At 71.5% G+C, this 24698-nt stretch carries 18 protein-coding genes; 13 read left to right on the top strand and 5 right to left on the bottom strand.

Annotated elements, in window-relative coordinates; translation table 11 throughout:
• Positions 1-2: 2 nt before the first annotated feature.
• The 9 genes from ACFYXK_RS27550 (at position 3) to ACFYXK_RS27510 (ending at position 11128) form a co-directional block, all read left to right on the top strand.
• On the top strand, positions 3-1352 hold the full coding sequence (locus ACFYXK_RS27550) for a carbohydrate ABC transporter permease (protein ID WP_389413551.1): 1350 nt from the start codon (positions 3-5) through the stop codon (positions 1350-1352).
• Positions 1349-2260, top strand: coding sequence for a carbohydrate ABC transporter permease (locus ACFYXK_RS27545; protein ID WP_389413550.1), 912 nt, complete (start codon positions 1349-1351; stop codon positions 2258-2260). Before ACFYXK_RS27550 ends, ACFYXK_RS27545 begins: the two co-directional genes overlap by 4 nt.
• A 180-nt stretch (positions 2261-2440) precedes the next feature.
• Positions 2441-4714, top strand: a complete 2274-nt coding sequence (locus ACFYXK_RS27540) for a CDP-glycerol glycerophosphotransferase family protein (RefSeq protein WP_389413549.1) — start codon at positions 2441-2443, stop codon at positions 4712-4714.
• Positions 4715-4832: 118 nt separating this feature from the next.
• A complete protein-coding gene (locus tag ACFYXK_RS27535; RefSeq protein ID WP_389413548.1) occupies positions 4833-5600 on the top strand; it encodes an iron-containing redox enzyme family protein in 768 nt (255 codons plus the stop codon).
• 33 nt (positions 5601-5633) lie between these two features.
• Positions 5634-6611: a 2-hydroxyacid dehydrogenase gene (locus ACFYXK_RS27530; RefSeq protein WP_383519659.1), complete on the top strand. Its 978-nt coding sequence runs from the start codon at positions 5634-5636 to the stop codon at positions 6609-6611.
• A 2-nt stretch (positions 6612-6613) separates the two neighbouring features.
• On the top strand, positions 6614-7768 hold the full coding sequence (locus ACFYXK_RS27525) for an NAD(P)/FAD-dependent oxidoreductase (protein ID WP_389413547.1): 1155 nt from the start codon (positions 6614-6616) through the stop codon (positions 7766-7768).
• A gap of 12 nt (positions 7769-7780) precedes the next feature.
• Positions 7781-8353 (top strand): hypothetical protein, encoded by a 573-nt coding sequence (locus ACFYXK_RS27520; RefSeq protein ID WP_389413546.1) that lies wholly within the window; start codon positions 7781-7783, stop codon positions 8351-8353.
• 199 nt (positions 8354-8552) lie between these two features.
• On the top strand, positions 8553-9284 hold the full coding sequence (locus ACFYXK_RS27515; RefSeq protein WP_389413545.1) for a hypothetical protein: 732 nt from the start codon (positions 8553-8555) through the stop codon (positions 9282-9284).
• Positions 9284-11128: a formylglycine-generating enzyme family protein gene (locus tag ACFYXK_RS27510; protein ID WP_389413544.1), complete on the top strand. Its 1845-nt coding sequence runs from the start codon at positions 9284-9286 to the stop codon at positions 11126-11128. Before ACFYXK_RS27515 ends, ACFYXK_RS27510 begins: the two co-directional genes overlap by 1 nt.
• Positions 11129-11165: 37 nt before the next feature.
• Here the strand turns inward: ACFYXK_RS27510 and ACFYXK_RS27505 are convergent, their stop codons facing one another.
• Complete coding sequence (locus tag ACFYXK_RS27505) at positions 11166-11810, bottom strand: TetR/AcrR family transcriptional regulator (protein ID WP_389413543.1); 645 nt, start codon at positions 11808-11810, stop codon at positions 11166-11168.
• A 128-nt stretch (positions 11811-11938) separates the two neighbouring features.
• Between ACFYXK_RS27505 and ACFYXK_RS27500 the strand changes: the two genes are divergently transcribed.
• Complete coding sequence (locus ACFYXK_RS27500; protein ID WP_389413542.1) at positions 11939-12919, top strand: ABC transporter permease; 981 nt, start codon at positions 11939-11941, stop codon at positions 12917-12919.
• A complete protein-coding gene (locus ACFYXK_RS27495) occupies positions 12912-13730 on the top strand; it encodes an ABC transporter ATP-binding protein (protein ID WP_389413541.1) in 819 nt (272 codons plus the stop codon). The genes ACFYXK_RS27500 and ACFYXK_RS27495 overlap by 8 nt, the downstream gene beginning before the upstream one ends.
• 99 nt (positions 13731-13829) lie before the next feature.
• Here ACFYXK_RS27495 and ACFYXK_RS27490 read toward each other — a convergent pair whose 3' ends face one another.
• From ACFYXK_RS27490 to ACFYXK_RS27480, 3 genes are all read right to left on the bottom strand, one after another.
• Entirely contained in the window at positions 13830-18797 is a 4968-nt protein-coding gene (locus ACFYXK_RS27490) for an NAD-glutamate dehydrogenase (protein ID WP_389413540.1), read from the bottom strand.
• Positions 18798-19150: 353 nt separating this feature from the next.
• Complete coding sequence (locus ACFYXK_RS27485; RefSeq protein ID WP_389413539.1) at positions 19151-19846, bottom strand: HAD family hydrolase; 696 nt, start codon at positions 19844-19846, stop codon at positions 19151-19153.
• Positions 19843-20343: a DUF6912 family protein gene (locus tag ACFYXK_RS27480; protein WP_389413538.1), complete on the bottom strand. Its 501-nt coding sequence runs from the start codon at positions 20341-20343 to the stop codon at positions 19843-19845. The genes ACFYXK_RS27485 and ACFYXK_RS27480 overlap by 4 nt, the downstream gene beginning before the upstream one ends.
• Positions 20344-20645: 302 nt before the next feature.
• Here ACFYXK_RS27480 and ACFYXK_RS27475 point away from each other — a divergent pair, with 302 nt between their 5' ends.
• The gene (locus tag ACFYXK_RS27475) at positions 20646-21026 is read left to right on the top strand and encodes an Rv3235 family protein (RefSeq protein WP_389413537.1); all 381 of its coding nucleotides are present in this window, start codon (positions 20646-20648) and stop codon (positions 21024-21026) included.
• A 71-nt stretch (positions 21027-21097) separates the two neighbouring features.
• Here ACFYXK_RS27475 and secA read toward each other — a convergent pair whose 3' ends face one another.
• The gene (gene secA / locus ACFYXK_RS27470) at positions 21098-23869 is read right to left on the bottom strand and encodes a preprotein translocase subunit SecA (protein ID WP_383519684.1); all 2772 of its coding nucleotides are present in this window, start codon (positions 23867-23869) and stop codon (positions 21098-21100) included.
• Between the two features lie 226 nt (positions 23870-24095).
• Between secA and ACFYXK_RS27465 the strand changes: the two genes are divergently transcribed.
• Positions 24096-24671, top strand: a complete 576-nt coding sequence (locus ACFYXK_RS27465; protein WP_389413536.1) for a GNAT family N-acetyltransferase — start codon at positions 24096-24098, stop codon at positions 24669-24671.
• Positions 24672-24698: the final 27 nt, after the last annotated feature.

The raw sequence follows: 24698 nt of genomic DNA, 5'->3' as shown, positions 1-24698 counted from the left end.
CCGTGCCGGCCACGGGATCGGCGGCCGCTGCGGCGGCCGGCTCGCCGTCACGGTCCTCGGAGGCCCGGCGCCGCCGCCTCGTCGCGGCGGCGTTCCTCCTGCCCGCCCTGGTGCTGCTCGGCGCGCTCGTCGTGCACCCGATCGGCTACTCGGTCTACCGCAGCTTCTTCGACCGCTCGGGCGACACGTTCGTGGGCGGTGGCAACTACCGGGAGATCCTCCACGACGACACGATCCGCACGGCCCTGAAGAACACGGCCCTGTGGGTGGTGCTGGCGCCGACCACGGCCACCGCCCTCGGCCTGATCTTCGCGGTGCTCACCGAACGGGTGCGCTGGGGCACGGCGTTCAAGCTGCTCGTCTTCATGCCGATGGCGATCTCGATGCTGGCGGCGGGCATCATCTTCCGGCTCGTGTACGACCACGACCCCGACCGCGGCGTCGCGAACGCGGTCTGGGTCGGGGTGCACGACACGTTCGCCGAGTCCTCGGCCTTCCCCAAGGCCCGTCCGGGCCGCGACTCCCCGCTGGTCCCTGCCACCGGAGCCGCCGCGGGCGGCTTCACCACCCGCGATCCCGTACGGGCGGGCGTACCGGTGCTGCTCCCGCTGGTCGGCGTGGCCCCGGAGGACCTGCCCGGGGCGACCCGTACGGCCAAGGCCGCGCCCGCCGAGCCCGGCAAGGTCACCGGGACGGTCTGGCAGGACTTCACCCGGGGCGGCGGCGGCCGCCCGAACGCGGTCGACCCGGCCGAGTCCGGCTTCGCGGGGATACGGGTCGAAGCGGTCAAGGACGGCAAGGTGGTCGACTCGGCGACGGCCCGCGCCGACGGCACCTTCACGCTGTCCGCACGGGCCGACGGGGCTGTGTTGCGGCTGCCGGCGTCGAACTTCCGGGAGGCGTACGCAGGGGTGGAGTGGCTCGGCCCGACGCTGGTGACCCCGGCGGTGATCGGGGCGTACGTCTGGATGTGGGCCGGTTTCGCGATGGTGCTGATCGGGGCCGGGCTGGCCGCCGTACCGCGGGAGCTGCTGGAGGCGGCGCGGGTGGACGGGGCGAACGAGTGGCAGGTGTTCCGCCGGGTCACGGTGCCGCTGCTGGCGCCCGTGCTGGCGGTCGTCCTGGTCACCCTCGTCATCAACGTGATGAAGATCTTCGACCTGGTCTTCGTGATCGCACCGGGCTCGGTGCAGGACGACGCGAACGTCCTGGCCCTCCAGCTGTACCGCACCTCCTTCGGCACCGACGCCGATCCGGGGCTGGGCAGCGCCATCGCCGTACTGCTGCTGGCGCTGGTGCTCCCGGTCATGCTCTACAACATCCGCAGGCTGCGTAAGGAGGGTTCCCGATGAGCACCTCCGCCCAGGCCCGCCCGGGAGCACGTGCCGGTGCCCGCCCCGTTCCCCGCGCCGGTGCGCGGGCCGGCCGGCTCGCGGCCGGCGCGGCGGCGGGGGCCGTGCGCGTGTTCCTGGTGCTGGCCGCGCTGTTCTGGCTGCTGCCCACCCTCGGGCTGCTGATCTCCTCGTTCCTCTCCCCCACCGACCTGAACAAGGGCGGCTGGTGGCAGGCGCTGACCGCGCCGACTCGGCTGACGGCCGACAACTACGAGCGGCTGCTGGCCAACGACACCATCACGAACGCGCTGCTCAGCACGGTGGCGATCGCCGTCCCGGCGACCCTGCTCGTGGTCGCCCTGGGCTCGTTCGCCGGATACGCCTTCGCCTGGCTGGAGTTCCCGGGACGGGACTGGCTGTTCCTGGTCGTGGTCGGGCTGCTCGTCGTCCCCGTGCAGGTGGCGCTGATCCCGGTCTCGGAACTCTTCGGCTCCATCGGACTGTTCGAGACCACGGCGGGGGTGGTCCTGTTCCACACCGCGTTCGGGCTGCCGTTCGCCGTGTTCCTGCTGCGCAACTTCTTCGCGGAGATCCCGCGCGAGCTGCTGGAGGCGGCCCGCCTCGACGGCGCGGGCGAACTGCGGCTGTTCGCCCGGGTGGTGCTGCCGCTGGGCGCGCCCGCGATCGCCTCGCTCGCCATCTTCCAGTTCCTGTGGGTGTGGAACGACATGCTGGTCGCGCTGGTGTTCGCCGACTCGGCGCACCCGCCGGTCACGGTCGCCCTCCAGCAGCAGGTACGGCAGTTCGGCAACAACATCGACGTGCTGGCGCCCGGTGCGTTCCTGTCGATGGTGGTGCCGCTCGTGGTGTTCTTCGCCTTCCAGCGGCAGTTCGTCACGGGGGTGATGGCGGGGGCGGTCAAGTAACTCCCACAGCCCCGTTGACGTGCGGCGTTGACGCTCGGTAACCCGAATGCCACACGCTGCGTAACCCGATCGCCACGTCGGCGGTTCCCTGGGGGCACTCCCCCCGGTCTCCGGCCGGGGGGACCCCCGCCCAGCGGTGGCCGGGGGAACACCATGCCCGCGCCGACCCCTGGATGTGCCGTGCCCCGGTTCAGCGTCATCGTGCCCGCGTACAAGGTTCAGGCGTACCTCCAGGAGAGCCTGGACTCGGTCCTGTCCCAGTCGTACCCGGATCTGGAACTGATCGCGGTGGACGACGCCTCCCCGGACGCCTGCGGTTCGATCATCGACGAGTACGCGGCGCGGGACCCCCGGGTGACCGCCGTGCACCTGGCGGACAACCTCGGCCTGGGCCCGGCCCGCAACGCCGGCCTGGCCCGGGCGACCGGCGACTACCTGGTCTTCCTCGACGGGGACGACACCCTCGCCCCGGGCGCCCTGCAGGCCATCACCGACCGGCTCAAGGACACCGGCTCCCCGGACGTCCTCGTCTACGACTACGCGCGCACCTTCTGGACCGGGGAGCTGGTGCGCAACCGGCTCGCGCACAAGCTGTCCGAGGAGGGCCCGGCCAGCTTCCGGCTCGCGGACCGCCCGGCACTGCTCGGCATGCTGATGGTCGTCTGGAACAAGGCCTACCGCCGCGAGTACGTGGAGCGCGAGGGCCTGGAGTTCCCGCCCGGGTTCTACGAGGACACCCCCTGGACCTACCCGGCGCTGCTGGCCGCCGAGTCCCTCGCCGTCCTGGACCGGGTCTGCGTGCACTACCGCCAGCGGCGCACCGGCTCGATCCTGACCACCCGCAGCAGCCGCCACCTGGACATCTTCGACCAGTACGACCGGGTCTTCGGGTTCCTCGCCGGCCGCCCCGAGCTGGAGCGCTGGCGCCCCACCGTGCACCGGCGGATGGCCGAGCACTTCTGCGCCCTGCACGCCGACCCGCGCCGCCTGCCGCGTACGAGCCGCGCCGAGTTCTTCCACCGGGCCTCCGGGCTGCTGCGCCGCCACCGGGCCGCCGGCTCGCCGCCGCTGTCCCTGTCGCGCACCGACCGGATCCGGCACACCCTGATGCGGTTCGGGGTGCGCCGGACGTACCGCACGCTGTCGCTGCTCCGCTCGGCCGCGCTGGCGGCGGGACGCGCGGGGGTGTCGCTGTGGCGGGGCCTGCGCGAGAGCGCGCTGCGCCTGCACTACCGCGTCCAGCGGCTGCTGCCGCTGCGCCCGGAGCTGGCGGTCTTCTCCGCGTACTGGCACGGCGGCTACGCCTGCAACCCGGCGGCCGTCGAGGCCAAGCTGCGCGAGCTCGCGCCCCGGATGCGGACCGCGTGGATCTGCGACCCGCAGCACGCGGCGACGCTCCCGCCGCAGACGGCGATGCTCCGCCCGGGCTCCGCGGCGTACTGGACGGCGCTCGCCAGGGCCACGTACCTCACCACGAACGTCAACTTCGACCGCGCCCTGGTCAAGCGGCCCGGCCAGGTGCTGCTGCAGACCCAGCACGGCACCCCGCTCAAGCGGGTCGGCCTGGACCTCCAGGACCGGCCGGCGGCCACCCCCACCACGGACTTCGCGGGCCTGCTGCGCGGCGCGGACCAGTGGGACTACCTGCTCTCCGCGAACCGGCACTCCACCCTGGTGTGGGAGAAGGCGATCCCCTCCTCGTACGCCACGCTCGAGTACGGCTACCCGCGCAACGACGCCTTCCACCGGGCCACCCTGGACGACGTCCTGGCACTGCGCGAACGCCTCGGCATCCCGGCGGGCGGGGTGGCGGTCCTGTACGCGCCGACCCACCGCGACTACCGGCGCAGCCGGCCCGAACACCTCGACTTCGAGCGGGTGCTGCGTGACCTGGGCCCGCGTTTCACGATCCTGGCGCGTACGCACCTGACGTACGCGGACGCGCCCGCCCAGCCGGTGCGCCACCCGCGCCTGGTCGACGTCTCCGCGTACCCGTCGGTGGAGGAGCTCTGCCTGGCCTCGGACGCGCTGGTGACGGACTACTCGTCCCTGATGTTCGACTACGCGGCGCTGGACCGGCCGATCGTGATCCACGCGGACGACTGGGAGGCGTACGAGGCCGCCCGCGGCACGTACTTCGACCTGCGGTCGTGCCCGCCGGGAGCGATCGCCCGGACCGAGGACGAGCTGGTGGACATCTTCGCCACCGGCCACTGGCAGGGCTCGCGCTCCGCGCAGCTGCGGGCGGCGTTCCGTTCGCGGTTCTGCTCGTACGACGACGGCCACGCGGCCGAGCGGGTCGTCCGCCGCGTCTTCCTGGGCCAGCCGGCCGCGGTCCCGCCGGTCGTCCCGCTCGCGGAGCGCCGGCCCGCTCCGACGGCCTCCTCCTCGGCCCCGTCCGCCACCCCGGTACCCACACTGGCCCCGCTGACAACTCCCGGTCTCTACCCGTAGCCGTCCCGTTCTTCCGTTCCGATTAATCCGCCCGCGGACCGGCTTCTTCTGGGCCACTATGGGAGCGCCTTGCTTGTGTGCTGATCGTCGGGCGTCCCCACACGGAAGAGGTATCACCATGGCTTTGACCGGACCATGGAACGCGGAGTTAGCCAGCCGACTCGTGGAATCGAACTTCGTTCAATGGCAGTACGGTGCACGGTTCCTGCCCACCGCGTCCGTCCCGCTGCACCCGGTGGTCGAGGAGGCGGGCCGGCTGGTCCCCGAGAGCGGGGTCGAGCGGCATCCGTTCTTCGCCCTGGCCGGGGCGTCGCGGCCGGCCCTGGAGTTCTGGGTCACGCAGGAACTGTTCGTCACCGGGGTGTTCGCGCAGCTGCTCGGCCTCACGTCGAGCGCGCTGGTCAACGTTCACCAACGGGCCCGTTTCAACCTGGTGTTGCAGGGGGAGCACGGAGGCGTGAAGGACGGGGTCGCACGGGCGTCCCACCCGTGGCTGCTGCACAAGCTGGCGCACAGCATGGGCATCGCGCCCGACTCCGTCGCCCCGGCCGAACCGACCTACGAGTTCCTGCGGGACCTGGCGTCCTCCATGCGCTCCCCGATCAGCGCGCTGGGCGCGCTCGGAGTGGGAAACGAACAGATGCTGGTCCCCGAATACGGGGCCGTCAAAAGCGCTTTCGAAAGCGCGGCACCGGATGTGGACCACGGTGATTTCCTGAACGCCAACATCTATGAGGATACGGAACACTCGGCGCTCATCGCGCATATAGCATCCGAGCTGATCGCGCACGATCCGTCACTGGCCGAGGACTACTTGACGGCCGCCCGCAGCTCTGTCACCGCGCGGATGCGGTATTACGACAGGTTGGCCGATCTCTTCACATGACCATCAGTCACTATCCGACGTTTGGGGTATCGCGTGGCCGATCTGGGAAAGATCCTCGTAACGGGCAGCAGCGTGGCGCAGAAGCACCTCGACCGGCTGTCCGAGTCCGGCTTCCGGGTGCACTCGGTCCCGGGCCTGCTCAGCGAGGACGAGCTGGGCACGGAGCTGGAGTCCTGCACCGCCTATCTGCTGGGCGGGGATGAGTTCGCCTCCCGCGCGGCGCTCACCCGGGCCAAGTCGCTGAAGGTGGTGGGCTTCCTCGGGGTGGGCTACCAGTCCTTCGTCGACGCCGACGCCGCCGCCGAACTCGGCATCGCCGTCACGAACACCCCCGGAACGCTCACCAACAGCGTCGCCGAGTTCACGGTGGGCCTGCTCCTCGCCCAGCGCCGGCAGATCCCCTCGTACGCCGACGACTTCCGCTCCGGGCGCTCCGGAGGCGAGGAGAAGCAGCACGACCTCGCCGGACACCGGCTGGGCATCATCGGCCTGGGCGCGATCGGCACCCGCATCGCCGAGATCGGCGCGCTGGGGCTGGCGACGGAGACGGCGTACTACTCCCGGACCCGCAAGCCCGAGGTCGAGGAGCGCCTGGGCATCGCGTACAAGGACCTGCCGAGCCTGCTGTCCTGGGCCGAGAACGTGGTCGTCATGGTGCCGGACACCCCCGAGACGCGCGGCATGATCGGCGTGGACGAGGTCGCCCTGCTGCCGGCCGGCGGGATCACCCTCGTCAACACGGCGCGGCCCTCCGTGGTCAGCCCGGCAGCTCTGCTCCAGGGCCTGAAGAGCGGGCGCATCCACACGGCGGCGTTCGACGGCTTCTACGACGCGGACGTCCCCGAGACGGCGGAGCTGCTCGCGCTGCCCGCATCGAAGCTGCTGGTCACCGGGCACATCGGGTCGCTGACCCATGACGCCCGCGATGCGATGGCCGTCAAGTGCATCCAGTCCATCGTCAACGTGGTGACGGGAGAACAGGACTCCTACGTCGTCAACCGGAGCAGCTGAGCATGGGCTCCGCACTCGTCGTCGTCGGAGCGGGCGTCATAGGCTGCGCGGTCGCCGCGGCGGCGAGCGACCTCTTCGAGCGGGTCGTGCTCCTGGACGCCCGGCCGGACACCGGGCTGGCGGCGAGCTGGGCGGCCATCGGCGGGATCACACCGCAGAGCGACGACTTCTGCCGCGGCCCGCTGCGGCAGTTCGCCGAGGCGAGCCGGCGGATGTACCCGCAGTGGCTCGCCGGACTGGAGGCCGGATCCGGGATCGCGGTGCCGTTCCTGGATTCCGGGCTCCTCCAGGTGGCCCTGGACCCCTCGGAGCAGCAGCGGGTCCAAGAGCAGCTGGTCCCCCAGTGGGTGGAGCAGGGCTTCCGGGTCGAGCAGCTCGATGCGCGGACCACGGCGCATGCCGAGCCGCTGCTGTCACCGGACGTGCTGTCGGCGGTACGGCTGCCCAGCGAGGGGGCTCTGGAGCCGCGGGTGCTGATGTCCGCCCTGCGCGAGGTGCTGCGCCGGGACCCGCGGATCGAGGTCGTGGCCCGGGCCCGGGTGCAAGCCGTCACGCCGGGCGCCCAGGGGGTCGACGTGCTGCTGGAGGGCGGTGGCGTCGTCCGGGGGGACCGGTGCGTGGTGGCCGCGGGGGCGTGGAGCCCGGAGCTCGTGCCCACCCGGCCCGGCGGGCAGTTCCCGGTACGGGGCCAGGCCGCCGAGCTGGTGGTGCCGGGCTGCGGGGGCTACCCGCTGCGCCACCACGTGTACTGCAAGGTCGCCGTGGACGACACCACGGTCTCGTCGTACGTGGTCCCGCGCCACGACGGCCGGGTGGTGGTCGGCGTGACGTACGACCAGGGCCGCTGGGACGAGGAGCCGGAGGACGATGCGACCGAGCGGCTGCTGGCCGCGCTGCAGCTGGTGGTGCCGGCCTCGCGGGACTGGAGGCTGACCGGTTCCTGGGCCGGGGTCCGGCCCGGAACGGCCGACGGCTACCCGCTGGTGGGGAACGCCGACTCCGACGGCAGGGTCGTCATGGCGACCGGGCACTTCGGCGTCGGGATCACCCTCGCCCCGATCACGGCGGCTCTGGTCCGGAGCATCCTGTCCGGGGCCGCGCTGACGGCGGGCCAGGCGGATGCCCTGCGTGTGATGGACCCGCGGCGATTCCTGTGAGGTGCGTACCGAGTGGCGGCAGCAGACCTGAAGGCCATATGGCGTAGCGGGGCGATGCGCTGGGGGCTCCTGGCCGCGGTGGTCCTGCTCCTGTCCCTTCCGCTGTGGGGGCTCCAGCCGTACGGCGAGCAGTTCGACCACGATGCGGCGGGGACCTGGGGGGACTGGGTCAGCGGGCTGGGCCAGGTCGGTGCGGTCACGGCCGCGGTCGGCACCGTCCTGCGCTCCGAGAACCGGGACCGCAGGAGGCAGCGCACCGCCGCGGCCGCGTGGATGACGGTGCTGTCGGACGACGGCCAGCCGTACTGGGCGGTGCAGGTGGAGAACTCCACCTCCCTGCCGGTGTTCCGGTGGCGGGCGGACAGCCCGGACGGGTCGGTGCACCTGTGCCACGAGGACCTCGGGCCGCTGGTCCCCGGCCGGTCGGACTACGAGGTCCCGCTGACCGTGCAGCCGGACCAGAGCCGGGCGCTCCCGCTGAAGTTCGTGTTCGTAGACAGTGATGGACGGTTCTGGAGCCGGTCGGAGCTGGGGGGCATCACCGCCGTCCCCGAGCCCGCGTCATGGCACCCGGCCGGCCCGTGATGGGTGAGGTGATATGACCCCTGAAGAAGGCTCCGGCCCGCAGGGCGCACGCCCGGCGATCCGTCGCATCAACCCGCAGGCGCCCCGTGGGACGGGAGAACGGGTCCCGGGCCAGCCGGGGCCGAGCGGGCCGGCCGGTCCCGCTGCACCGGACCCGGCACCGCCTCCTGCCCCGGGCCCGGAGCCGCGGGAGCTTCCCGTGGAGCTGGTCCACTACCTGGGCGCGCTGCGCGCCCTGTCGGCGACCAGCCAGGAGGGCGCGGACGCCGTCGGCTTCCCCGACCGTCCGCTGGACGCGGTCTGGATCCCCCGGGAGGTACGGGAGATCGACGCCCTGGCCCGGACCGCCCCGCCGGGTGACGAGGACACGCCGGGCCTGCCCCTCGACGGCATCGTCCTGCACGGCGCGGGCCGCTCCGTGGTGCTCATCGGGCCGCCGTGCTCCGGGCGCACCTCGATCTGCACGCACTACGCCTCGCTGCTCGCGCAGCGGGCGCTGGACGGCGACCCGGAGGCACCCGTACCGCTGCTCGTCAACGCCCTCGACGTACCCGCGCAGGGCGACTTCGCGGCGACCGCCGAGGCCATCACGGACGCCGCCGTCACCCGTTCGGGCATCGGGGTCTACGGCGGCACCGCACGCACCCTGCTGCGGGGCTCGCTCGACCGGGCGTTCCTCTTCGTCGACGGCGTGGAGGACGTGCCGCTGCACGGCCACGCGAGTTCCGACAACTGGTCGCCGCGCACCGTCCTGCAGACCCTGGCGCAGCTCCACGTGCACTACCGCAACCTGCGCGTCCTCGTGGCCATCTCGGATTCGAGCTGGTTCTCCGCCGAGTGCGCGAGGGCGCGCGACGTCAGCGCCTACTTCCTCCGACCGCCCAAACAGCGCGACCTCGAGAACTACATCACCGGATGGTTCACCGCCTGATGACCCCTCACGAAGGAAAGCTCTCGGAGCGGCTGATCGCCGCGATCCGGGGCGACAGCGCTCTGGCCTCGGCAGCGCGCGTCCCCTACCTGCTGCACCTCCTGGTCGTCTCCACGGAGCGCAACCACGAGGTCCCCACGTCCGTCGGGCACTTCTGCCGGCTGGCCTCGGAGGAGTTCCTGCACAAGCGTCCCCGCAGGCGCGCCGCGGCCGCCGCGGAGCCGTGCCTCCTGCGGCCCGGCTACGACACGGAGATCCAGCGGATCATCGAGGAAGTCGGCTTCTCCATCACCTCGTTGAGGTCCGTGCAGCCCGGGGCGAACTCCCTCTCCGCGGCGGCCGTCCACGAGCCGATCCTGCGGGCCCTGGGCGAGGAGCGCGAGTTCCTCGACGCGTACCCGGCCGTCGTCGACTACGTGCAGTTCCTCCGGAAGGGCCACGGCATACTCGCGGTCGACACGGCCACCCAACTCTCCTTCAGGGAGAACCTCTTCCGCGACTACTTCGCCGGCTGCGCGCTGGCGCGCCGGGACTCGGAGACCATCGTCGGCCTGTGCCGCCATCCCATCTGGCACGCCCCGCTGCGCTACTGGGCCAGTGCCCAGACCACGGCCGAGGGGCACCGCCTGGTCACCGGCACGGCGGCCGAGCTGGCGGGCGCCGCGGAGGAGGCCGGGGACGCGGGGCTGCCGCTGTGGCTGCTCGCCGGCGAGCTGCTCGTGATCCTCGCGGCGGCCCGGCCGAACGCGGAGCCGTCCGGGCTCGTACGGCAGCTGCGGCGCTCGGTCTCGGACTCCGTCGCCGCCGCCCGCGGGGACCGGGGGCAGGACCTGGAGACCCGGGCGCGCGCGGCCACCGTACAGGCGCAGCTCAATCCCTCGACGTGGGAGGAGAGATCGCGCTCGTTCCTCGCCCGCAGCTGCGTCATACCGGCGGGCGAGTACCCCATCGGCTCCACGACCCCGCTGAACTCGCAGGACGACAAGTACCGGCACATCGACTGGTTCCCGCAGCGCACCGAGACCGTCGGCTCCTTCCGGATCTCCACGCTGCCCGTCACCAACCGGGACTACGCGCAGTTCGTCTCCTCGGGCGGGTACCGGGACCTGGACTGCTGGCCGGACGGACCGGCACGGCTGTGGGTCAGGCACGACCCGTCCTTCATCGACGCGCCGGACGGACCGCGCGCCGGGTCGACGGACACCCAGCGGATCCATCTGAGCAAGGAGATGCGGGAGGGCATCGTCGACGAGGAGTCCCTCCAGGAGTACGTGGACCAGCTGCTGCTGCGCCGGGTGCCGCTCTACTGGTGGGACCCCCGCTACAACCAGCCCACGCAGCCGGTCGTCGGGGTCAACTGGTGGGAGGCGCTGGCGTACTGCCGCTGGCTGACGAAGCGGCTGCGCGAGCGCAACGTGCTGGACGAGCACGGCTACGCGGACATCCCCACCGAGGCCGAATGGGAGTGCTCCGGCCTGGGCCGGCCGGCGTCCGACCCCTATCCGTGGGGGAACGAGTGGCAGGAGGGCATGGCCCACGTGCGCACGGCGCAGGGCTGGACCCAGCGCTCCGTGCCCGTGGGCCTCTTCCCCTGGGCGGCCCGGGAGGGCGGGCCCCAGGACATGATCGGCAACGTGTGGGAGTGGACGCGGTCCCTGGCCTGGTCGTACGACGACACCCGGCCCGGCCGCGAGGACCTGCGGGCCCCGGGCGACCGCATCGTCCGCGGGGGCTCCTGGTTCTCCCGCGAACAGCGCGCCCGCATGATCCAGTTCCGCTCGTACGACCCGCCCCAGAACGCCTACGTGGACCTGGGCTTCCGCGTGGCGTTCTACACCCGCTAGCCGGCTCCGGCGGTCCCCGTCGTCCCCGTCGTCCGCGTCACGGCGCGGGCGACGTGGCCGTCAGGCCCGCCACCACCGATCGGGCCAGGTCGTCCAGGTACTCCGCCGGCACGGCGTCGCGTACGACCACCTGCCGCCAGTAGAGCGGGCCGATCGCCAGGTCCAGTGCGCGGCCCGGATCCGTTCCCGCCGCGAGTTCGCCGCGCGCCACCGCCTCCGACACGATCCCCTCGGCCATCCGCCGCTCCCCCTCCAGCAGGGCGCCGCGCACCGCGTCCGCGATCTCCGGGTTGCGGGCCGCCTCGACCAGCAGGTCCGGGATCACCGCCGAGGCGACCGGGTGCCGCAGCACGTGTGACATCACCTCGAGCAGGGCCCGCACGTCCCCGTACAGCGATCCCGTCGCGGGAACCGGCAGGCCGTCCACCGCGAAGGCCCCCACCAGGTCCAGCACCAGGTGCAGCTTCGACTTCCAGCGGCGGTAGACGGCCGTCTTGCCGACGCCCGCGCGCCGGGCGATCCCCTCGATGGACATCCGCGAGAACCCGACCGCGGCCAGTTCGTCCAGTACCGCGGCGCGGATCGCCTCGGTCACGTCCTCGCGCAGGACGGCGGCCCCGGCGGGGGCGCGGCGGGCTGAGGCGGGGGCGGGGGCGGTGCCGGCGGCGGGGTCGGTGGTCATGCACAGAGCATAGCCGGGCACGCCGGGTCCAACTCGTCACGACGATACGGTTGCGTTCCGACGCACTGCGCCCTAACCTCGCCGTAGCGACGATACGGACCCGTCCCTTCCTCGATTACCGCTGGGAGATGCCCCGGCCAGCCGACGCCCCGACCCCGTCGAAAGCGACCCTCGTGACCCCCGTGACCGAGACCACCCCGCCCGCGGAGCCCGCCGCGCCCGCAACGCCGCCCGCCCCGCCCCTCTCGCCCGCAGAACTGGCGGCGGCCCACGGCCTGACCCTCAGCGGCGCCCGCCCCCCGCTGCCGAGCTACGTGCGCCAGCTCTGGGGCCGCCGCCACTTCGTGACCGCGTACGCCACCGCCCGGATGCACGCCACGTACAGCACGGCCCGGCTCGGCCAGGTCTGGCACCTGGTGACCCCGCTGCTCAACGCGGCCGTCTACTACTTCATCTTCGGCATCGTCATGAACGCCAGCCACGACGTGCCGGACTACATCCCGTTCCTGATCACCGGCGTCTTCGTCTGGGACTTCATCGGCAGCTCCATCAACGCCTCGACCCGCGCCGTGCACAGCAACCTCGGCCTGGTCCGCGCCCTGCACTTCCCGCGCGCCAGCCTGCCGCTGTCCACCGTCGTCCAGCTCTTCCAGCAGCTGCTCGTCACCATGGGCGCGCTCGTCCTGCTGCTGCTGGCCTGCGGCCAGACCCCGACCCTCAAGTGGCTGCTGGCCGCGCCCACCCTGGCCCTGATGGCCGTCTTCTGCGCCGGCGTCGCCATGGTCATGGCCCGCATCGGCAGCAAGAGCCCGGACGTCAGCCAGCTGATGCCGTTCATCCTGCGCACGTGGATGTACTCCTCCGGGGTCATGTGGTCCATCGACCAGATGCTCCGCAAGGACCACCTCGCGCACTGGGTCACCGTCGTGCTCAAGACCAACCCGGCGGCCGTCTACATCGACCTGATGCGCTACGCGCTGATCGACAGCTTCGACCCGCACGCGCTCCCGCACCACGTGTGGGCGATCGCCGTCGGCTGGGCCCTGCTCGCGGGCGTCGGCGGATTCATCTACTTCTGGAAGGCTGAGGAGGAGTACGGCCGTGGCTGAGACCGCAACCGCATCCGCGCACCGCGCACCGTCCGTGGCGGCGCCCGACACCCGCGTGCCCACCGTCATCGCCGACGAGGTCCACGTCGTCTACAAGGTGCACGGCTCCGGCGCCCGCAAGGGCGGGGCCACCGCCGCCCTCAGCCGGATCTTCTCCCGCAAGCCGGCCCCCGGCATGCGCGAGGTGCACGCCGTCAAGGGCGTCAGCTTCGTCGCGTACAAGGGCGAGGCCATCGGCCTGATCGGCTCCAACGGCTCGGGCAAGTCCACGCTGCTCTCCGCGATCGCCGGCCTCCAGCCCGTGGCCCGCGGCAGGATCTACTCCCACGGCCAGCCCTCGCTCCTCGGCGTGAACGCCGCCCTGATGAACGACCTCACCGGCGAGCGCAACGTGGTCCTCGGCGGCCTCGCGATGGGCATGTCCAGGCAGCAGGTCCGCGAGCGCTACCAGGGCATCGTCGACTTCTCCGGCATCAACGAGAAGGGCGACTTCATCTCCCTGCCCATGCGCACCTACTCCTCCGGGATGGGCGCCCGGCTGCGCTTCTCCATCGCCGCCGCCAAGGACCACGACGTCCTGATGATCGACGAGGCCCTCGCCACCGGCGACGCCGCCTTCCAGCGCCGCAGCCAGGCCCGCATCGAGGAGCTCCGCGAGCACGCCGGCACCGTCTTCCTCGTCAGCCACGGCATCGGCACGGTCCGCGAGACCTGCGACCGGGCGATCTGGCTGGAGGCCGGCGTCCTGCGCATGGACGGCCCCTCCGCCGAGGTCTGCGACGCCTACGAGGAGTTCACCTCGGGCCGCTGAGACCGCGGCGGGCCGCGACCGCCCCCGACGCGAACGGGCGGCCCCGGGACCAGCAAGGTCCCGGGGCCGCCCGTTCGGCCGTTGCGGCCGGCGCAGCGACTAGGCGTGGCTCCGCAGCAGCGAACGCATCGTCCGCATCGCCACGGACAGGTTCGCCAGGTCGAAGTCGTCCGATCCCCGGATCTCGTCCAGGGTCGTCCGGGCCCGGCTGATGATCGCCGCGTTCTTCTCCTCCCACGCCTTGAAGCGGTCCTCGGGAGTCGAGTCGCCGTTGCCCACCGCCAGCACGTCGGCGGTCAGCGCGGCGTGCGCCGCGAACAGGTCCTCGCGGATGGAGGCGCGGGCCATGGACTGCCAGCGGTCGGCCCGCGGCAGATCGATGATCCGGTCCATCAGCTGCGTGATGTCCAGGCGGTCGGCGAGGTCGTAGTACACCTCGGCGACACCCAGCGGGTCGACGCCGGTGCGGTCCGAGATCGCGACGATGTCCAGCGTCGGGAAGGCCGAGGAGAACCCGGCGACCTTGGCCGCCAGCTCCTCCGGAACGCCCTCGCCGATCAGCTCGTCCATGATCGACTGGTACCACTCGAGGTCGGCGCCGCGCACCAGCTTGGGCAGCTCGGACCAGACCTGGGTCACCCGGTCACTGAAGAGCTCGATGGTCTCGGTGATCTGGAGCGGCTGCGGCCGGTTGTTCAGCAGCCAGCGGGTACCGCGCTCGACCAGGCGCCGCGAGTGCAGCCGCACCCGGGTCAGGACGTCGGCCGCGACCTTGTTGTCCAGCGCCTCGACCGCGTCCCACACCTCGGCCAAGCCGAAGATCTCGCGGGCCGAGAGCTGCGCCCGGACGATCTCCTCCGTGGAGGCCCCGGTCTCCTCGCGCAGCCGGTGCAGGAAGGTCGAACCACCGGTGTTGACCGTGTCGTTGACCAGCAGCGTCGTGATGATCTCGCGGCGCAGGGCGTGCGTGTCGATCTGCTCGGGGAACTTCCCGCGCAGCGCGGCCGGGAAGTACGCGTGCAGCAGGCGGCGCAGGTACGGGTCGTCCGGCAGCTCGGTGGCGATGAGCTCGTCCGCCACCGTGATCTTGGTGTAGGCGAACAGGACGGCCAGCTCGGGCTGGGTCAGGCCCTTGCCGTTGTTCAGCAGCTCGCGGATCTGCCGGTCGGTGGGCAGGAACTCCAGGCTCCGGTCGAGCAGTCCGGCCGACTCCAGGCGGCGCATGAAGCGCTGCTGGGCGTGCAGCAGGCTGGGGGCCTGGGCGATGCCGTTGGCGAGGGCCACGTTCTGCGCGTAGTTGTTGCGCAGCACCAGGTGGCCGACCTCGTCGGTCATCTCCGCCAGCAGCTTGTTGCGCTGCTTGACGGTCATGTCCCCGTCCGTGACCACCGCGTTGAGCAGGATCTTGATGTTCACCTCGTGGTCGGAGGTGTCCACGCCCGCGCTGTTGTCGATGGCGTCGGTGTTGACCTTGCCGCCCTCGCCGCCGGCGCCGATCCGGGCGAACTCGATGCGGCCGAGCTGGGTCAGGCCCAGGTTGCCGCCCTCGCCGATGACCTTGGCCCGCACGTCCCCGCCGTTGACGCGGATGGCGTCGTTGGCCTTGTCGCCGACGTCCGTGTGCGTCTCGGTCGACGCCTTGACGTACGTACCGATGCCGCCGTTCCACAGCAGGTCCACGGGGGACTGCAGGATCGCCTGCATCAGGTCGGCCGGGGTCATCTTGGTGACGCCGGCCTCGATCCCGAGGGCCTCGCGGACGTGCGCGTTGATCGGGATGGACTTCGCCGAGCGCGGGTGGATGCCGCCGCCCGCGGAGAGCAGCTCCGCCTTGTAGTCGGCCCACGAGGAGCGCGGCAGCTCGAACAGGCGCCGGCGCTCGGCGTACGAGGTCGCCGCGTCCGGGGTCGGGTCGAGGAAGATGTGCCGGTGGTCGAAGGCGGCGACCAGGCGGATGTGCTCCGAGAGCAGCATGCCGTTGCCGAACACGTCGCCGGACATGTCGCCGACGCCGACGACCGTGAAGTCCTCGGTCTGGGTGTCGTGGCCCAGCTCGCGGAAGTGCCGCTTGACGGACTCCCAGGCGCCGCGGGCGGTGATGCCCATGCCCTTGTGGTCGTAGCCGGCCGAGCCGCCCGACGCGAACGCGTCGCCCAGCCAGAAGCCGTACGCCTCGGCGACGCCGTTGGCGATGTCGGAGAAGGTCGCGGTGCCCTTGTCGGCGGCGACGACGAGGTAGGTGTCGTCCTCGTCGTGGCGGACCACGCCGTTGGGCGGCACGACCACGCCGCCGACCATGTTGTCGGTGATGTCGAGCAGCGCCGAGATGAAGATCTTGTACGAGGCGATGCCCTCGGCGAGCCACGCGTCGCGGTCCACCGACGGGTCCGGCAGGTTCTTGGCGACGAAGCCGCCCTTGGCGCCGACCGGCACGATGACGGTGTTCTTGACCATCTGCGCCTTGACCAGGCCGAGGATCTCCGTACGGAAGTCCTCGCGGCGGTCGGACCAGCGCAGACCGCCTCGGGCGACCTTGCCGAAGCGCAGGTGGACGCCCTCGACGCGCGGGGAGTACACCCAGATCTCGAAGGCCGGGCGCGGAGCCGGGAGCTCCGGGATGGCCTGCGGGTCGAACTTCATCGACACGTACGCGTGCTGCTCGCCCGCGTCGTTGAGCTGGAAGAAGTTGGTGCGCAGGGTCGCGTTGATCAGCGTGAGGAACGACCGCAGGATCCGGTCCTCGTCCAGCGAGGCGACCTGGTCCAGGGCACCGGCCAGCTCCTCCAGCATGGCGTCGATGAGCTCGGTGCCGGCGGACTGGCGGCCGGGCGAGAGCCGGGCCTCGAAGAGCGAGACCAGCAGCCGGGTGGTGTGGACGTTGTTGCGGAGGGTGTCCTCCATGTAGTCCTGGCTGAAGTTCACGCCGGCCTGGCGCAGGTACTTGGCGTACGCGCGCAGCACCACGGCCTGGCGCCAGGTGAGCCCGGCGCTCAGCACCAGGGTGTTGAAGTTGTCGTTCTCGGCGTCGCCCTGCCAGACCGCGGAGAAGGCGTCCTGGAAGCGCTCGCGGGCATCGTCGCCGAGGTAGGTGTCGCCGTTGCCGGCGGGCAGCGGCATCCGCAGGCCGAAGTCGTAGATCCACGCGTTGGTGCGGTCGCTGCAGCGCAGCTCGTACGGGCGCTCGTCGGTGACCTCGACGCCCAGCCGCTGGAGCACGGGCAGCACCGCGGACAGCGAGACCTGCTCACCGGTGCGGTAGATCTTGAACCGGCGCTCGCCGGGGGCCGCGCCGACCGGCTCGTACAGCGAGAGGGCGAACTCCCGGTCGCTGGCGGAGAGCCGCTCGAGGTGGCAGAGGTCGGCCACGGCCGCGCGCGGCTTGTGGTCGGCCTTGTAGCCCTCGGGGAAGGAGGTGCCGTACTTGCGCAGCAGCTCGGCGGCGCGCTCCTCGCCCACCTCGGCGACCAGGGCGTCGGCGAAGCCGTCGGCCCAGGAGCGGGCGGCTTCGACCAGGCGGGTCTCGAGGCGCTCGACGTCGGTGTCGGTCAGCGCGGGCAGCTCGGTGCCCTGCGGGACGCGGACGACGAAGTGGATGCGCGAGAGGATCGACTCGGTGTTCCAGGCGGTGAAGTCGACGTTGGTGCCGCCGAGCTCCTCCTTCAGGATGTCCATCAGGCGCAGCCGGACGCCGGTGGTGAACCGGTCGCGCGGCAGGTAGACGAGCGCCGAGTAGTAGCGCCCGTACTCGTCCTGGCGCAGGTACAGCCGCAGCCGGCGGCGCTCCTGGAGGTACAGCACGGACGTGGCGATCTCGCGGAGCTTGTCGACCGGGGTCTGGAACAGCTCGTCGCGCGGGTAGGTCTCCAGGATCTGCAGCAGGTCGCGGCCGTCGTGGCTGCTCGGCGAGAAGCCGGCGCCTTCGAGGACCTCGGCGACCTTGCGGCGGATGACCGGGACGCGTCGCACGGACTCGGTGTACGCGGCGGAGGAGAACAGGCCGAGGAAGCGGCGCTCGCCCACGACGTTGCCCTCGGCGTCGAACCTCTTCACGCCGACGTAGTCGAGGTAGGAGGGGCGGTGCACGGTGGAGCGGCTGTTGGCCTTGGTCAGCACCAGCAGGCGGTGCTCCCGGGCCTTGGCGCGGGCGTCGGCCGGCAGCCGGTTGAAGGACGGCGAGACCGGGTGGCCGTCGTCCTTGCCGCTGTGGTGCGGGTCGGAGCGCAGGATGCCGAGGCCGGTGCCGGGGACGGCGGCCAGCGAGTCGCCGTCGACCAGGTTGTACTCGCGGTAGCCGAGGAAGGTGAAGTGGTCGTCCGAGAGCCAGCGCAGCAGCTCACGGGCCTCTTCGAGCTCGTACTCACGCAGGTCCGGGGCGATCGGCTCGTCGGGCAGGCCGTCGGCGATGCGCAGTGCGGCGTCGCGCATCTTCTCCCAGTCCTCGACGGCCTCGCGTACGTCGGACAGGACGCGCTTGAGGTCGTCGTTGATCTGCTTGAGGTCGGCGCGGTCGGTCTCGCGGTCGATCTCGACGTGGATCCAGGACTCGACGAGGGAGTCGTGGGGGCGCGCGGTCTTGGGGCCGTGCGCGTCGCAGTCGGAACCGAGGATCTCGATCAGCTTGCCGGTGACGTCACGGCGGACGACGACCTGCGGGTGGATCACGACGTGGATGCCGCGGCTCTGCCGGGACAGCTCGTTCGTCACGGAGTCCACGAGGAAGGGCATGTCGTCGGTGACGACCTCGACGACCGAGTGGCTGGACGTCCAGCCGTTCTCCTCGACCGTGGGGGTGTGCACGCGCACGTTCGCGGTGCCCTGCGGCCGGTTCTCGGCGAGACGGTAGTGGGAGAGCGCCGCCCCGAACACGTCGACCGGGTCCCGGTCGAGCAGGTCCTCCGGGGCGGTGTGCAGGTAGTAGCGCTGGAGGTAGGAGAGAGTGGTGTCCCGGTCGGGGCGCTCTCCCTGCTCGGACCCAGTCGGAAGTAGCCCCCCGGCCGGGCTGTGCTCAGCTACCCGGGCCGCCCGCGCGAGCAGCTCGGCCTTTGCTTCGTCCAGCTTGGTCTGCATGTCCTCTGGCTCCTGTCGCGCGCCATTGCGTGACGTAGGTGAAGGAAGGATTGGCGTGGCGCCGCGACGCGGGGTGACCGCTGGGGATCGGCGCTCTGCCGTGATGAGAGGCGACCGGGAAGGAACTGGCCATGATCGGCTGCGGCTCCCGGCAGCAGGGATCAGCGAAGGCCCGGGCACGGTCGTGCGCCGGGCGCTGGCCGGAGGCGTCAATGCCCCCGATGACTATCGCGCTGATCACGGGTACCAGGCTATCTCGCCGGACCCCCTGTCCGTCACGCACTGGATCTGTACAAAAGCAGGTCCCGAACTTTGACGTTGTGCGCAGTGACGGGGGCATATTCTGCGCGTACTTATTCAGCCAGTCGGCGAGCAGCGGATACGGCTTCTGCCAGCGTGTCGACGACGGCGACCCCTGCCGATTCCAGACTGCGCCGGCTGTGCGAACCGCCCGTGTAGAGGACGGCCCTCGCACCCACGTGCGCGGCGGCCAGGGCGTCGTCCACCGCGTCCCCGATGAGGACCGTACGGCCGGCGGTCACGCCCGTCTCCTCCAGGGCCGCCAAATGGCGTACGAGATGCCCTGCCTTGCTGGTGTGCGAGGGACCGATCCGGCCGTCGACGCGCAGGAAGTGCCGGTCGATGCCGTGCGCCTGCACGAGGGGTACGAGCTTCTCGTGGGGCGCCAGGGAGAGCAGGGACTGCGTGAGCCCGTCGGCCTGCCAGTCCCGCAGGAGCTCGCGGGCCCCCTCGGTGAGCCCGGCGGCGTCGGCCGCGGCCCAGTAGTGCCGGTGGAAGGTGGCGTCCATGACCTCCCACTCGGCGTCCGTGGGCAGTCGTCCCATCAGCCGCTCGTAGAACTTCGGCACGGGCACGACGTACAGCTCGCGGTAGCGCTCCAGCGTGATCGGCGCGAATCCGAACTCGGCGAAGGAGGCGTTGGTGGCGGCGATCACGGCGTCGATGTCGTGCAGCAGCGTGCCGTTCCAGTCCCAGACTATGTGGACGGGGGCGGCGGCGGGGTCGGCCGGGGTACCGGAAGCGATCACTTCAGCAGCCCCGGGATCTCCTGGACGCCGAACCACAGCAGTTCGTGGTCCTCGGCGCCGTCCACGGTGAACTGCGCGTCGTCGTCCCCGCCGGCTGCGGCCTCCAGGGCAGCGGTGGCGGCCGTCACGTCGTCCAGGGCGTCGTCGGCGTCCACGTGCACGGCGGCGGCCACGGTGAGGCGTACGGCGGCGGCGAGGGTCACCTGGCCGAGGGTGGCCTCGTCGACCCCGGGGGTCGCGGCGGCGGCCTTGTCGTCCACGTCGACGGCGACGACGACGCGCTTGCGCGGGGCGGCCCCGTCCTCGGCGAGCAGCCGCAAGGAGGCCGCGGCGGCCCGGCCGAGGGCGGCGTACTCCAGCTCCTCCACGTCGTCCGACACGTACCACTCCCGCAGGCCGGGCGTGACGGCGTACGCACGCAGCGGGGCGGGGCCCAGCTCACCCGCCTTGTGCGCCTCGGCGAGCCCGGGGAGGGTCAGGGGGACGTACACGCGCATGGCCGGCTGCTTTCGGTAGTCGGAAACGCCCTCAGGATACGACTTGGCGGAACTCCGCCGGGTGACGGCGCCGGTCCCCCTTCGGGCTGCCGGGCGGCGGCCGGGTCGCGTCCACCGCGTGCCGCCCGAAGGCTCGGGGAGCGGCCGGGGGCCGCGCGGCGCCCACCCGGATAGGTGAACGGGGCCCGGCCCGTGCGGGCCGGGGAGCGGCCGTTGCGCAGGGTGGTCACGGACCGTAGAAGTCCCGTACCAAGTTACCGCCCGGTAGAGCTCCGGGCCCGGACTTCTCGGGGACGACCGCCATGACCAGGACCAGGAACACCACCCGGCCCCCCGGCCGCCACGACCAGCGCCGCCCCCGCACGCCGCGCGGCCCGCACGACTGGTTCGCCGAGCGGCTGCTGGCGGTGGTCAGCGGCCAGCGGCCGGTCCACTCGCTGCTGGGCCATACTGTCGGCCCGGCCTACGACCAGCTGGTCACCCTGGCCCCCACGGCACCCCTCCGCGACCGGCTCCGCCCGGTCCTGCGCCAGTGCGGCCGCTTCCACCCGGGCCCGGGCGTGATCGAGGCCTTTGCCCGCATCGCGACGGGCGACCGCGTCTCGGCCATGGCGTTCCGCCTGGAGCAGGGCCCGGACCTCCGCTGGCGCTGCGCAGCCGTCGAAATGGGCCCCCTCCCGTGACCGGGAAACGCCGGCGGGGCCGGACACCGTGTGGTGTCCGGCCCCGCCGGGGGTGCCCGTACGGGCAGGGGTCACTTCTTGCGGCGGCGGCCGCCTGCGGCCTTCTGGGCCTTGCGGCGCTCGGCCCGGGTCATCCCGTCGCCGGCCTCGTCGGCGTCGAAGTCGCCCTCGACGACCCCGCCCTCGCCGTCCACCGTGGGCGCCGAGAAGTGCAGCCGGTCGGGCCGCTGAGGGGCGTCCAGCCCCTTGGCCCGGATCTCCGGCTTCGTCAGCGACGGCGGTGCGTCCTGCACCGGAACCTCCTCGACCTGCTGCTCGACCTGGACCTCCAGGTTGAACAGGTAGCCGACGGACTCCTCCTTGATGCCCTCCATCATGGCGTTGAACATGTCGAAGCCCTCGCGCTGGTACTCGACCAGCGGGTCCTTCTGGGCCATCGCCCGCAGGCCGATGCCCTCCTGCAGGTAGTCCATCTCGTACAGGTGCTCACGCCACTTGCGGTCCAGCACCGACAGGACCACGCGCCGCTCCAGCTCGCGCATGATGTCGGAGCCGAGCGCCTTCTCGCGCGCCTCGTACTGCTCGTGGATGTCGTCCTTGACGGACTCCGCGATGAACTCGGCGGTGATGCCCGCGCGGTCGCCTGCCGCGTCCTCGAGCTCGGCGACGGTGACCTTGATCGGGTAGAGCTGCTTGAAGGCGCCCCACAGCCGGTCCAGGTCCCACTCCTCGGCGAAGCCCTCGACCGTCTCGGCCGCGATGTACGCGTCGATCGTGTCGTCCATGAAGAAGCGCACCTGCTCGTGCAGGTCCTCGCCCTCCAGGACGCGGCGGCGCTCGCCGTAGATGACCTCGCGCTGGCTGTTGAGGACCTCGTCGTACTTCAGGACGTTCTTGCGCGTCTCGAAGTTCTGGGTCTCGACCTGCGACTGGGCCGACGCGATCGCGCGCGTCACCATCTTGTTCTCGATCGGCACGTCGTCCGGCACGTTCGCCATCGACATGACCCGCTCGACCATCTGCGCCTTGAACAGGCGCATCAGGTCGTCGCCCAGCGACAGGTAGAAGCGGGACTCGCCCGGGTCGCCCTGACGGCCGGAGCGGCCGCGCAGCTGGTTGTCGATACGGCGCGACTCGTGCCGCTCGGTGCCCAGCACGTACAGCCCGCCGAGCGCCTTGACCTCTTCGAACTCGGCCTTCACGGCCGCCTCCGCGCGGTGCAGCGCGGCGGGCAGGGCGTGCGCCCACTCCTCGATGTGCTCTTCCGGGTCCAGGCCCTGCTGGCGCAGCTCGGCCTCGGCGAGGTCGTCCGGGTTGCCGCCGAGCTTGATGTCGGTACCGCGGCCGGCCATGTTCGTGGCGACCGTGACGGCGCCGCGGCGGCCGGCCTGGGCGACGATCGAGGCCTCGCGCTCGTGCTGCTTCGCGTTGAGCACCTCGTGCGGGATGCCCCGCTTGGAGAGCTGCTGCGAGAGGTACTCGGACTTCTCGACCGAGGTGGTGCCGACCAGGATCGGCTGGCCCTTCTCGTGCTTCTCCGCGATGTCGTCGACGACGGCGGCGAACTTCGCGACCTCGGTCCGGTAGATCAGGTCCGGCTGGTCCTTGCGGACCATGTCGCGGTTGGTCGGGATCGGGACGACACCGAGCTTGTAGATCTGGTGGAACTCGGCGGCCTCGGTCATGGCCGTACCGGTCATGCCCGACAGCTTCGAGTAGAGGCGGAAGAAGTTCTGGAGGGTGATCGTGGCGAGGGTCTGGTTCTCGTCCTTGATGTCCACCCCTTCCTTCGCCTCGATCGCCTGGTGCATGCCCTCGTTGTAGCGGCGGCCGGCGAGGATACGGCCGGTGTGCTCGTCGACGATCATGACTTCGCCGTCGATGACGACGTAGTCCTTGTCCTTCTTGAACAGTTCCTTCGCCTTGATGGCGTTGTTCAGGTAGCCGACGAGCGGGGTGTTCACCGACTCGTACAGGTTCTCGATGCCGAGCCAGTCCTCGACCTTGGCGACACCGGCCTCGTGGATGCCGACGGTGCGCTTCTTCTCGTCGACCTCGTAGTCGCCGGTCTCCTCGATGCCCTTGAGCGGCTGGCCCGCCTCGCCCTTGGTGAGGCGGGTGACCAGCTTCGCGAAGTCGGCGTACCACTTCGTGGCCTGGTCGGCCGGGCCGGAGATGATCAGCGGGGTGCGGGCCTCGTCGACGAGGATCGAGTCGACCTCGTCGACCACGGCGAAGTTGTGGCCGCGCTGGACGAGCTCGTCCGCCGACCACGCCATGTTGTCGCGCAGGTAGTCGAAGCCGAACTCGTTGTTCGTGCCGTACGTGATGTCCGCGTTGTACTGCTCGCGGCGCTGCGCCGGCGACATGTTCGCCAGGATGCAGCCGACCTCCAGGCCGAGGAACTTGTGCACCCGGCCCATCAGCTCGGAGTCGCGCTCGGCGAGGTAGTCGTTCACCGTGATGAGGTGGACGCCCTTGCCGGACAGCGCGTTCAGGTACGCGGGGAGCGTGCCGACGAGGGTCTTGCCCTCACCGGTCTTCATCTCGGCGACGTGGCCGAGGTGCAGCGCGGCACCGCCCATGATCTGGACGTCGTAGTGCCGCTGGCCGAGGACGCGCTTGGCGGCCTCGCGGACGGTCGCGAAGGCCTCGGGCAGCAGGTCGTCCAGGCTCTCGCCGTCCTGGTAGCGCTGCTTGTACTCGTCCGTGAGCGCACGCAACTCGGCGTCGGAGAGGTTGACGAAGTCCTCTTCGATGGAGTTGACCTGGTCCGCGATGCGGTGCAGTTTGCGCAGGATCTTGCCTTCGCCTGCACGCATGAGCTTGTTGAAGACGGACACCGAGGTTTGTCTCCTTGCCGGTCGGGCCTGGCACTGGTTCGTACACGGGCACGGAGGGTGGGCCCCACCGCAACGGCCATCGTAAGCGAGGACGCGGTCACGTCGGGAGGTCCGCACCTTCCGCAGGGCGCGAGCGCCCGGAATGAGAACGTACGGGGGACACGGAAGGTGCCGCTGCGGACGAAAACCGCTCGCCCGGGTTACCCGGCGCGGCCACAATCCGTCCATGGAGCCGACCACGCTGAGCACCGAACGCCTCTTCCTGCGCCCCTTCACGCCCTCGGACGCCCAGGAGGTGTACGCGGCCTGCCAGGACCCCGACATCCAGCGCTGGACGATGGTCCCCTCCCCCTACGAGCACGCCCACGCACACGCCTTCGTCAACGAGCTCGTGCCGAACGGCTGGCGCGAGGACACGGCCTACCCCTTCGCCGTACGCCTGGGGGCCGACGGCCCGCTGGTCGCCTCCACCGGCATCCACCTGCACGGGGCGGACTCGTACGAGATCGGCTACTGGGCGGTGAGGGAACACCGCGGGCACGGCTACGTGACCGAGGCCGTCGCCGCCGTCGCCCGCTGGGCCTTCACCGAGGCGGGCATCGTGCGGCTGGAATGGCGCGCCGAGGCCGGCAACGCCGGCTCCCGCGCCGTCGCCGAGAAGGTCGGCTTCCGCTTCGAGGGCCTGCTGCGGGCCGGTCTGATCAGGAACGGCACCGCGCGCGACTGCTGGATCGGCGCCCTGCTCCCCTCCGACCTCGGCCTGACCCCCGCCCTGCCGTACCTGACGCCGGCCGCCGGCTAGCGGCAGCTACGGCTCGCTGCTCCCGTC

The organism is Streptomyces sp. NPDC002209, assembly GCF_042890265.1.
Classification (GTDB): domain Bacteria; phylum Actinomycetota; class Actinomycetes; order Streptomycetales; family Streptomycetaceae; genus Streptomyces.
Note: the sequence above shows the minus strand (reverse complement) of the source record. Positions and strands in the feature narration are given on the sequence as shown.

Coding starts and splice junctions, on each gene's coding strand:
- ACFYXK_RS27545 (WP_389413550.1), top strand. CDS start 1,349: ATGAGCACCTCCGCCCAGGCCCGCCCGGGAGCACGTGCCGGTGCCCGC.
- ACFYXK_RS27475 (WP_389413537.1), top strand. CDS start 20,646: ATGACCAGGACCAGGAACACCACCCGGCCCCCCGGCCGCCACGACCAG.
- ACFYXK_RS27490 (WP_389413540.1), bottom strand. CDS start 18,797: ATGCAGACCAAGCTGGACGAAGCAAAGGCCGAGCTGCTCGCGCGGGCG.
- ACFYXK_RS27510 (WP_389413544.1), top strand. CDS start 9,284: ATGACCCCTCACGAAGGAAAGCTCTCGGAGCGGCTGATCGCCGCGATC.
- ACFYXK_RS27480 (WP_389413538.1), bottom strand. CDS start 20,343: ATGCGCGTGTACGTCCCCCTGACCCTCCCCGGGCTCGCCGAGGCGCAC.
- ACFYXK_RS27535 (WP_389413548.1), top strand. CDS start 4,833: ATGGCTTTGACCGGACCATGGAACGCGGAGTTAGCCAGCCGACTCGTG.
- ACFYXK_RS27500 (WP_389413542.1), top strand. CDS start 11,939: ATGCCCCGGCCAGCCGACGCCCCGACCCCGTCGAAAGCGACCCTCGTG.
- ACFYXK_RS27505 (WP_389413543.1), bottom strand. CDS start 11,810: ATGACCACCGACCCCGCCGCCGGCACCGCCCCCGCCCCCGCCTCAGCC.
- ACFYXK_RS27525 (WP_389413547.1), top strand. CDS start 6,614: ATGGGCTCCGCACTCGTCGTCGTCGGAGCGGGCGTCATAGGCTGCGCG.
- ACFYXK_RS27465 (WP_389413536.1), top strand. CDS start 24,096: ATGGAGCCGACCACGCTGAGCACCGAACGCCTCTTCCTGCGCCCCTTC.